General features: G+C 71.8%; 10 protein-coding genes. 5 read left to right on the top strand and 5 right to left on the bottom strand.

Going from position 1 to position 9,883, the window contains the following annotated elements:
- Positions 1–235: 235 nt before the first annotated feature.
- Positions 236–1,327 (bottom strand): ATP-binding protein, encoded by a 1,092-nt coding sequence (locus tag FV230_RS18585; protein ID WP_147843453.1) that lies wholly within the window; start codon positions 1,325–1,327, stop codon positions 236–238.
- A 336-nt stretch (positions 1,328–1,663) separates the two neighbouring features.
- Positions 1,664–2,296, bottom strand: a complete 633-nt coding sequence (locus FV230_RS18580) for a helix-turn-helix transcriptional regulator (RefSeq protein WP_147727904.1) — start codon at positions 2,294–2,296, stop codon at positions 1,664–1,666.
- A 189-nt stretch (positions 2,297–2,485) separates the two neighbouring features.
- Here FV230_RS18580 and FV230_RS18575 point away from each other — a divergent pair, with 189 nt between their 5' ends.
- A complete protein-coding gene (locus FV230_RS18575) occupies positions 2,486–2,833 on the top strand; it encodes a DUF952 domain-containing protein (RefSeq protein ID WP_147843452.1) in 348 nt (115 codons plus the stop codon).
- Positions 2,830–3,924: a quinone-dependent dihydroorotate dehydrogenase gene (locus FV230_RS18570; RefSeq protein ID WP_147843451.1), complete on the top strand. Its 1,095-nt coding sequence runs from the start codon at positions 2,830–2,832 to the stop codon at positions 3,922–3,924. Before FV230_RS18575 ends, FV230_RS18570 begins: the two co-directional genes overlap by 4 nt.
- Positions 3,925–4,005: 81 nt before the next feature.
- Here FV230_RS18570 and FV230_RS18565 read toward each other — a convergent pair whose 3' ends face one another.
- A complete protein-coding gene (locus tag FV230_RS18565) occupies positions 4,006–4,287 on the bottom strand; it encodes a hypothetical protein (RefSeq protein ID WP_147843450.1) in 282 nt (93 codons plus the stop codon).
- A 161-nt stretch (positions 4,288–4,448) separates the two neighbouring features.
- On the opposite strand from FV230_RS18565, the gene FV230_RS18560 reads away from it, so the two are divergent.
- The 3 genes from FV230_RS18560 to FV230_RS18550 are packed head-to-tail and all read left to right on the top strand — an operon-like array spanning position 4,449 to position 7,890.
- On the top strand, positions 4,449–6,758 hold the full coding sequence (locus FV230_RS18560; protein ID WP_147843449.1) for an FdhF/YdeP family oxidoreductase: 2,310 nt from the start codon (positions 4,449–4,451) through the stop codon (positions 6,756–6,758).
- Complete coding sequence (locus FV230_RS18555) at positions 6,755–7,060, top strand: hypothetical protein (RefSeq protein ID WP_187275547.1); 306 nt, start codon at positions 6,755–6,757, stop codon at positions 7,058–7,060. The genes FV230_RS18560 and FV230_RS18555 overlap by 4 nt, the downstream gene beginning before the upstream one ends.
- Before the next feature lie 59 nt (positions 7,061–7,119).
- Positions 7,120–7,890, top strand: coding sequence for a class I SAM-dependent methyltransferase (locus tag FV230_RS18550; RefSeq protein WP_147843448.1), 771 nt, complete (start codon positions 7,120–7,122; stop codon positions 7,888–7,890).
- A gap of 232 nt (positions 7,891–8,122) precedes the next feature.
- Here the strand turns inward: FV230_RS18550 and FV230_RS18545 are convergent, their stop codons facing one another.
- The gene (locus FV230_RS18545) at positions 8,123–8,518 is read right to left on the bottom strand and encodes a hypothetical protein (RefSeq protein WP_147843447.1); all 396 of its coding nucleotides are present in this window, start codon (positions 8,516–8,518) and stop codon (positions 8,123–8,125) included.
- 118 nt (positions 8,519–8,636) lie between these two features.
- Positions 8,637–9,521 carry a CoA ester lyase gene (locus FV230_RS18540; protein ID WP_147729473.1) on the bottom strand — a complete coding sequence of 295 codons (885 nt, stop codon included), beginning with the start codon at positions 9,519–9,521 and terminating at the stop codon, positions 8,637–8,639.
- Positions 9,522–9,883 lie beyond the last annotated feature (362 nt).

The following is a 9,883-nucleotide window of genomic DNA, read 5'->3' as shown; positions in this document are numbered from 1 at the left end:
CGCCGGCCACGACGTTTCGAGATGATTAGAGGCCTATCGATGCTCACCTCCACCCCGCGCCGCACGCTTGCGGCGCGTGGTGGAGGTGAGCATCGATACGCCTCTAATCATCTCGAAACGTCGTGGACGTCGTCAAACGTCCTGGCGCGAGCGCCGACGATTAAGATGGTGACGCCGGGCGCGGGGTTTTAGTCCGTCGGCCCGCGATGTTTTCCGCAGCATCGCGAACGAATCGTCAGTGCGGGCCGGATGCGGCCCGCTCGGGCGCGGCCGGAAACACCAGCCGCACCTGCGTGCCCTCCCCCGCCCGGCTGTCCAGGGCGATGGTGCCGTTCTGCCGCTTCATCAGCCCGTGGACGATGGCGAGCCCCGCCCCGCGCCCGGCCTCGCGGCTGGTGGCGAAGGGCGCGAGCGCCCGGGCCAGCATCTCCGGCGACATGCCGGCGCCGGTGTCGGCGATGCGGATGCCGACCGCGCCGTCCTCCGGACGCTGGACCGACCGGTCGCCGGGTGCGATGCGGAAGCTCTCGATCCGGATCGTGCCGCCGTCCGGCATCGCCTCGCAGGCGTTGGTGACGACGTGGCCGAGCGCCAGCTCGACCTGGAGCGGGTTGCTGATCGCCCGCGGCAGGCCGGGCGTGCCGGCGACCTCCAGGCGCACGCCGGCGGGCAGGCCGGGGCGCAGGCGCTCCGCGGTCGCGGCGACGAGCGCGTCGAGGTCGATCGGGCGCACGTCGGGGGCGATCTTGCGCGAGTAGGCCAGCAGCTGGCGCGTGAGGATCGCGGCACGCTCGGTGGCGTCGGTCGAGCGGCTCATCGCCCGCTGGATGAACGGCTCCTGGCTGTCGCCGAGCCGGCGCTTCAGCCCGTCGATGTAGCCGATCAGGATCTGGAGGAAGTTGTTGAACTCGTGCGCGACGCTGTTGGTGAGCAGCCCCAGCGCCTCGCGCTGTCGCGACAGCACCAGGGCGCTCTCGGCGTCGCGCCGGCGCGTCACGTCGAAGACCTGCCCGAGGCGGTACGGGCTCCCGGCGATGGGACCGAGGGTCAGGCGCGCCCAGAAGGTGGAGCCGTCGCCGCGCGCCGCCAGGAACTCGGCGCCGTCGTCGAGGGTGCGGCGGTCGGCCGCCAGAAGCCGGACGTTCCGCCCGACCAGGGCCGCGGCTTCCAGCCCGGCGAGGTGCAGCAGGGCCGGATTGGCGTGCACGATCGGCGCGTCGGGCCGGCGCGGGTCGAACAGGAAGGCGGGCGCCGCGGCATCGAGCAGCGCGGTCCAGCCGGCCTCGAGCGCCGGTTCGTCGAAGGCGTCCGCGTCGGGCTCTGCCATGCTCTCGTCCGGCCTCGCGGAGCGACGGCCCCGACGCGCTCAGCGATAGCCGCATCGCGCCGGACGGCCAAGCCTGAAGCGCGGCCGCGGGACGCGGCGGCGGTCGGGCGCCCAACTGCCGAAGCGGGTCCGCCGTCTCTCGCAGGCACCATCCGGGGCTGCGTCGGGCCTCAGGCCCTTCAACACAATCGCGTCATTCCGCAGCGCCGAAGGCGAACGCGGAATCCAGAACCGCAGGCCGTGCTCGGGAAAGTGCCGCCGACGGGTCTGGATCCCCGGCTCCGCTGCACGGCCCCGGGACGACGGAGCGGAGGACCGACCGCCCCCCGACAGCCTCTACTGCCGGATCCACATCACCCGGGCGATCCAGGCGATCTCGCCGACGTTGAGGTTGCGGTCTTCGTGCTCGGGGTTGAGCGAGGCGAGCTCGACCGTGCGCGCGGTGCGCCGGCGGAGTTCCTTGGCCAGCACCTCGCCGGAATGCAGCCGCACCACCACGCGGTCGCCCTTGCGCACGCCGGCCGACGGCGAGACGATCAACACGTCGCCGTCGCGGAACAGCGGCAGCATCGAATCGCCCTGCACCTCCAGAGCGAAGGCGCGCTCCTCGCCGAGATCGGGAAACTCGATCTCCTCCCAGCCGGGGCCGCCGGTCGGCATGCCCTCGTCGGTGAACTGGCGGCCGGCGCCGGCCTGAGTCAGGCCGATCAGCGGAACGGTCGCACGCGGCGGCCCCTCGCGCGCCTCGATCAGCCGCAGGAAGTCGTCGAGGCTGGCGCCGGTCGCGGCCAGCACCTTCGACACCGACTCGGTGGAGGGCCAGCGCTTGCGGCCGTCGACGCCGACGCGCTTGGATCGGTTGAAACTGGTGGCGTCGAGGCCGGAACGTCGGGCGAGGCCGGATGGCGAAAAGCCGTGGCGCTCGGCCAGACGGTCGATGGCATTCCAAATCTGCTCGTGGGACAGCATGCGTGACCAAGGCGAAAACGACCGCTGAGACGCACGGCCTAGTTGTAGGAAAGTAGAACTACGGATTGAAAAAGGCAATCGGCCGAATGGGTGATCCACGCCGTTCCGCTGGCCCGATCGCACCCCGAAACGGTTGCCAGGGGGCGGCCCGGCACCCTATCGACGGCGCATCGGAGACCGGGTGCCGCGATGACGCTGATCTACAAGATCTGTCCCGAGACGCTTTGGCGGGACGCGGAGGGCCTCGGCCGGTTCACCGGCGCCGGGATCGACCGGGCCGACGGTTTCATCCACTTTTCCACAGCCGCGCAGCTCGCGGAGACCGCGCGGCGGCACTTTTCCGGTCAGAACGACCTCGTGCTCGTCGCCGTCGAGGCGGAGGCGCTCGGCCCCGCGCTGCGGTTCGAGCCCTCCCGCGGCGGCGATCTGTTCCCGCACCTCTACGGCGACCTGCCCCTCGACGCGGTGCGCAGCGTGAGCGCGCTGCCGCTCGGCCCCGACGGCGTGCCCGCGCTGCCCGCGGAGATTCCGGCATGATCGGCGCCCTGTTCCCGCTGCTTCGCCCGGCCCTCTACGGCCTCGACGCGGAGCACGCACACAACCTCACCGTTCGCGCGCTCACCCTGCTGCCGGCCCGCACGCCGCCGGCCGACGATGCACGGCTCGCGGTCGAGGTGTTCGGCCGGCGGTTTCCGAATCCGGTCGGGCTCGCGGCGGGTTTCGACAAGGGCGCGCAGGCGGCCGACGCCCTGCTCGGCCTGGGTTTCGGCTTCGTCGAGGTCGGCGGCGTGGTGCCGAAGCCCCAGCCCGGCAACCCGCGCCCGCGGGTGTTCCGGCTTCCCGGCGACCGGGCGGTGATCAACCGTTTCGGGCTCAACAGCGCCGGCCTCGACGTCGTCGCCGAGCGCCTGCGGGCGCGGGCCGGGCGGCCGGGGATCGTCGGCGTCAACATCGGCGCCAACAAGGACGCGACCGACCGGCTCGCCGACTACGTCGCCTGCACCGGGCGGCTGGCGCCGCTGGTCGACTTCGTCACCGTCAACGTGTCGTCGCCCAACACCCCGGGCCTGCGCGACCTCCAGGGCGAGGCCTTCCTCGACGACCTGCTCGCCCGCGTGGTCGCGACCCGCGACGCGGCCGCGGCCGCGGCCCGGAACGGCACGAAGGCCGCGATCCTTCTGAAGATCGCCCCCGACATCACGCTGGACGCGCTCGACGCGATCTGCGCGACCGCGATCCGCCGCGGGGTTCAGGCGCTCGTGGTCTCGAACACCACGATCGCGCGGCCGGCCTCGCTCACCGAGACGAAGCTCTCGGGGGAGGCCGGCGGCCTGTCCGGCCGCCCGCTCTTCGCGCCCTCGACGCGGATGCTGGCCGAGACCTACCGGCGCGTCGGCGACAGGCTGCCCCTGGTCGGCGTCGGCGGCATCGACTCGGCCGAGGCCGCCTGGACCAAGATCCGCGCCGGCGCGAGCCTGCTGCAGCTCTACTCGGCGCTGGTCTACGAAGGCCCCGGCCTCGTCTCCACGATCAAGCGCGGCCTGCTCGAGCGGATGCGGGCTGAGGGGCTGGCAAGCCTGGCCGAGATCGTCGGGCGCGACGCGACGGCGTTGTCCAAGGCGGCTTAGACCGGCGCCCTTCCCTCCCCCGCAGAGGGGGGGAGGGAGGGCGCGGCTTCGTTTGCAGTCACGGAAGCGCTTGCCGTCCGCTCACGCACGCCGCCGCGTCCCGACCAGCACCGCGCCGGCGACGACGGCGCCGATCAGACCCCACTTCACCGGCAGCAGCGCGGCCCCCTCGCTCGGGAGCGGTTCCGCGACGAAGCGGCCGGGTGCGATCTCCACCCCCGGCTTGCCGTGCGCCCGCGCGTCGGCGATCTGGCTCGCCGTGACGGCCCAGGCGGCATCCCGGGCCCGGTCGTGCGCCATCATCGCGATCGCGACCGCGCAGCCGGCCGCCAGCGCCGCGACGATCCGAACCCGTGCCTGCATCGACCGACCCTTCGCCGTGTCCGGAAACGAGAACCGTTAAAAATGCGCGCGTGCCGGACGCATGAGGGGGGTGCGCCGGGGCACGATTGAGAAGCACCCACGCGGTCTCTTATCTCGCAAGTGCGTGATCGCCACGCGCGAAACCCGATTCAGGCCCCGTCATGACCGACCCCGTCGCCACGCCCAAGCGCTCCTCGGCCGCAGGCGGCTGGGGCGCGCTGAAGAGCTGCGGCAAGCATCTCCTCGGCAGCCGCTCCCCGCTCTCGGGTGCCCGCGCCCTGCTCAAGGCGAACCAGCCCGACGGGTTCGACTGCCCCGGCTGCGCCTGGGGCGACCCGGAGCACGGCTCGTCGTTCGAGTTCTGCGAGAACGGCGTGAAGGCGGTGTCGTGGGAGGCCACCGACAAACGCGCGCCGCCGAAGTTCTTCGCGCGCCACACCGTGACCGAGCTGCGCGGCTGGAGCGACTACGCCCTCGAAGGCGAGGGCCGCCTCACCCATCCGATGCGCTACGATTCCGCGAGCGACCGCTACGTCGCGGTGACGTGGGATGCGGCCTTCGCCGAGATCGGCGCGACGCTGCGCGGCCTCGACCACCCGGACCAGGCCGAGTTCTACACTTCCGGCCGCGCCTCGAACGAGGCCGCCTACCTGTACCAGCTGTTCGCCCGCGCCTACGGCACCAACAACTTCCCCGACTGCTCGAACATGTGCCACGAGGCCAGCGGCATCGGGCTCGGCCAGGCCATCGGCATCGGCAAGGGCACGGTGCTCCTGGAGGATTTCGAGAAGGCCGACGCGATCTTCGTCGTCGGGCAGAACCCCGGCACCAACCACCCGCGCATGCTGGCCGACCTGCGCAAGGCCGCCGAGCGCGGCGCCAAGGTCGTCGTGTTCAACCCCGTGCGCGAGCGCGGCCTGGAGCGCTTCGCCGACCCGCAGAACACCGTCGAGATGCTGCGCGGCGCGAGCCGGCCGATCGCCAGCCACTACCTGCAGCCGCGGCTCGGCGGCGACATGGCCGCCTTCCGCGGCATCGCCAAGGCGGTGTTTTCCGCCGACGACGCGGCGCTCGCCGCCGGCCGCCCCTCGGTGCTCGACCGCGCCTTCCTCAACAGCCACACCGAAGGCCTCGCCGCCTACCGCGCCGCGGTCGACGCGACCACTTGGGACGCGATCGAGGACCAGTCGGGCCTCGCCCGCGCCGTGCTCGAGGAGGTGGCGGCGATCTACGTCGCCTCGTCGAAGTCGATCGCCACCTGGGCGATGGGCGTGACCCAGCATCGCCACTCGGTGGCGACGGTGCGCGAGATCGCCAACCTGATGTTCCTGCGCGGCAACATCGGGCGGCCCGGCGCGGGCCTGTGCCCGGTGCGCGGCCACTCGAACGTGCAGGGCGACCGCACGGTCGGCATCAACGAGAAGCCCCCGGCCGCCCTGCTCGACGCGCTCGAGCGCGAGTTCGGCTTCGCAGCGCCGCGCCGGCACGGCCACAACGTGCTGGCCGCCATCGGCGCGATGCTCGACGGCAGCGCCAAGGCCTTCATCGGCCTCGGCGGCAACTTCGCCCGCGCCACGCCGGACACGGCCCTGGTGGCCAAGGCGCTGGCCTCGTGCGAGCTGACCGTCCACATCGCGACGAAGCTGAACCACTCGCACCTGGTGCCGGGCCGGGTCGCCTACGTGCTGCCCTGCCTCGGGCGCACCGAGATCGACCGGAACGCCGCCGGCAAGACCCAGATCGTGACCGTCGAGGATTCGATGAGCATGGTCCACGGCTCGGGCGGCATCAACAAGCCGGCCTCGAAGGAGCTGCGCTCGGAGATCGCGATCATCGCCGGCATGGCCGCGGCCACCGTCGGCTCGGGCCGGATCGACTGGGCGGAGATGGCCGAGGATTACGACCGCATCCGCGACCGGATCGAGCGCACGATCCCGGGATTTACCGGCTACAATGTCCGGGTGCGGCGCCCGCGCGGCTTCATGCTGCGCAATCTCGCCGCCGAGCGGGTGTTCGAGACCGCCACCGGCCACGCCAACTTCTCCGCCGACGCGCTCCCCGAGGCGACCGAGCACCAGGTGGCCTCGGCGGCCGAGAACACCTTCGTGCTGCAGACCTTCCGCAGCCACGACCAGTACAACACCACGATCTACGGCCTCGACGACCGCTACCGCGGCGTCTACGGCGAGCGCCGGGTGATCTTCTGCCACCCGGACGACCTCGCGACCCTGCGTGAAAGCTTCGGCGAGCGGGTCGACGTGGTCGGCCTGCATGCGGACGGCACGTCGCGCATCGCCGAGGATTTCCGGCTGGTGCCGTTCGACATGCCGCGCGGGAGCCTGGCCGGCTACTATCCCGAGCTCAACGTGCTGGTGCCGCTCTCGACCTTCGGCACCGAAAGCGACACGCCGACCTCGAAGTCGGTGCTGGTCACGGTGCGCGGGCGCGCGGAAGCGGCCGCGGCGGCTTGAGCGAGGCTGACGACGCCGCGTTCCTGGCGCTGGTCGACGCGATCGCCCGCCAGCGGCCGGATCTTGGATCGATCGAGGCCGTGCTGCTGGCGGCGGCGAAGGGCGGCTTGGCCGCCGACAGCCGCGGCCTCGCCAAGGCCCTCGACGTCGCCCACGCCCACGCGCTGCGCGCCGTCACCGCCCTGGAGGAAGCCGGGCTCCTCGCGGTGGGCCGGCGCGACGCCCGGTCGGGCCGGGCGCACTACGCGCTGACCGGGGACGGCACGGCCCTGGTCGCCGCCGCGGCGGCCGACCCGGCTTGACGCATGCCTGCGGGGCGGCGAACCCGTGGGACAGCGTTCGAGGGAAGCGAGGGCTCGGGATGGACACGATCCACCGGTCGGCCGCGGCCGGCTATGCCGCCCAGGCCGACACCTACGTCAGCGGCCGCCCGGACTATCCGCCCGCCCTCGACGGCTGGCTGCGCGACGACCTGCGGCTCGGCCCCGGCCGCACCGTGCTCGACCTCGGCGCGGGCACCGGAAAGTTCACCCCGCGCCTCTCCGCCACCGGAGCGCGCGTCGTCGCCGTCGAGCCGGTGCCGGAGATGCTGGCACGGCTCGCCGCGCGAAATCCCGATGTCGCGGCGCATCCGGGGCATGCGGAGGCCATCCCCCTCGCGGACGGTTCGGTCGACGCGGTCGTCTGCGCGCAGTCCTTCCACTGGTTTTCCACCCCGGCGGCGCTCGCCGAGATCCGCCGCGTGCTCCGCCCCGGCGGCACGCTCGGGCTGGTCTGGAACGTGCGCGACGAATCCGTGCCCTGGGTCGCGGCGCTGACGCGGATCGTCGACGCCTACGAGGACGACACCCCGCGCTACCGCACGCAAAACTGGCGCGCGGTGTTCCCCGGCCCGGGCTTCGGCCCCCTGCACGAGCGGCGCCTGCCGCACCGGCACGTCGGACCATCGGAGGACGTGATCGTCGGCCGTGCGCTCTCGGTCAGCTTCATCGCCGCCCTGCCCCCGGGCGAGCAGGCGGCCGTCGCCGCCGAGATACGGGGGCTGATCGCCGCCACGCCGGACCTCGCCGGGCATGACAGCGTGGCCTACCGCTACGAGACGGTGGCGTTCCACTGCACGGCATCGGGCTGACCGGTCGCGATTTGATGCTGGAACAGCCCAGGACGTTGTCACGAGCCAGGAAGGGGAGACCTCATCGCGGGAGGAATATCGAACTCCCGAGCGATGTCCGTGATCCCTGGATCACGGGAATGGCTCCATTTGAGAGATCGCGTTTTCTGCACGCGAACCGGAAGCAACCTCGCCCTGGAATGCTCCAGCTCTTTCCCCGAAGCGAACACGACGATTGCCACGATCGGCGCCGTCATCCTCTCGGATGAGCCGGCAGCGGATCGATCTGCAGAGGCGCGGGGCGAACGAGGCCGCACGCCCGATCGCCGATCGCGAGGGTCTTCATCTGATCGGCCTTGAAGCGTTCGGCGAACGCGTCGGGAATCGCGCACCACGCCCGATTCGTTTCGATCCAGGCGATCGCAATGGCGCCATTCCGCTGCAGATCACCGAACAGTGCGCAGGTCGCCTCAGGCGTCTTCGTGATCGCCGACTTCGAACCGGCATTCACCGCCGCCACGAACGCCCTGCGTTCCTCGAGCATCTCTTGAAGTTTGCCGCACTCGGCTGGCTGCGCGAGCGCTACGGTTCCATGCAGGGCGCTTCCCGCGAGAGCGGCCGCCAATGGTCGAGAGATCGCGCTCAGCATGAGCTTGACCCTTCGCGTTGCCGCAGCGTCGGAGATGGCTACGGCGTGTGGTGCGCGTTGCGCGTTTCACGCGGATCGGCGCTTCCCGAAAGCGGCCATTCATCGGCCGCCCGTCCCCTCACTGCCCCTTGGCCTTGATCGCCTCCGACCACGTCACCGCGCGCTTGGCCATGCCGACGTGCTGGCGCTCGTACATGCGGTTCTCGACCTTGATCGCCGCGCGCTTGGCGTTCTCGGGCCGGTCGAAGGCTTCGAGCACGAGGCGGGCGCGGCGGACCTCCTCCTCGGTCGGGGCGAAGGAGGTGTTGGCGGGCTCCAGCTGGTTGGGGTGGATCAGCGTTTTGCCGTCGAAGCCGAGGTCGCGCGCCTGGCGACACTCGGCGCGGCAGCCCTCGACGTCGCCGATGTCGTTCCACACGCCGTCGAGGATCGTCAGCCCGGACGCGCGGGCCGCGGCGAGGGTGAACATCATCCACGGCAGCATCGGCACGCGGCCGGGCACGAGCTGGGCCCAGGTGTCCTTGGCCAGGTCGTTGGTGCCGAGCACGAAGCAGGTGAGCCGGGTGCGCCGGTCGCGGCTGGCACGGGCGATGTCCTGGATGTTCAGGATCGCGGCCGGCGTCTCGATCATCGCCCAGACCGCGATGTCGTCCGGCGCGTCGAGGGCCTCGAGGTGGTCGGCGATGCTCTCGAGCACGGCCGGCGAGGACACCTTCGGCATCAGGATCGCGTCCGGCCGCGCCTCGATCGCCGCGCGCAGGTCCTTCTCGCCCCACGGCGTCTGGGGGGCGTTGACGCGGATGATCAGCTCGCGGTCGCCGTACGCACGGCTCTTGACCGCGGCGCAGACCTGATCGCGGGCGAGATCCTTCTCCTCCATCGAGACCGCGTCCTCGAGGTCGAGGATCAGGCAGTCGGCCGGCAGGGTCTTCGCCTTGTCGAGCGCACGCTGGTTCGAGCCCGGCATGTAGAGGACGCTGCGGCGGAGGCGGAGATCGGACATTCGGCTGGGACCCCGGATAAAATCGCGCGACCCTACCGCAACGCACTCGCCTGACCAGGGGCCGCGGCGCCGAAACCCGGAGATTCCGGCGCAATCGAAACCGCCGACGCCGTGTCGTTCGTGCAACGGCCGGGCCCCGCTTTGGTCACGTTCCGCGGCCAAGGGCTGGGGAAACGCCACCGATCGAAGGGCAAGACCATGCTGCGACACGCACTTTTCGGGCTGATGCTGACGGCGGGCCTCGCCCTGCCGGGGACGGCCTCGGCCGCCAGCAACACGGTGGTCGGCGTCGGCTCCGGCGCGGTCGCCGGCGCCCTCGTCGCCGGCCCGATCGGGGCGCTCGCGGGGGCGGTGATCGGGGG

Source organism: Methylobacterium sp. WL6 (assembly GCF_008040095.1).
In the GTDB taxonomy this organism is placed as follows: Bacteria; Pseudomonadota; Alphaproteobacteria; order Rhizobiales; family Beijerinckiaceae; genus Methylobacterium.
The sequence above is the reverse complement of the archived record's forward strand: the minus strand, read 5'-3'. Positions and strand labels throughout refer to the sequence as shown.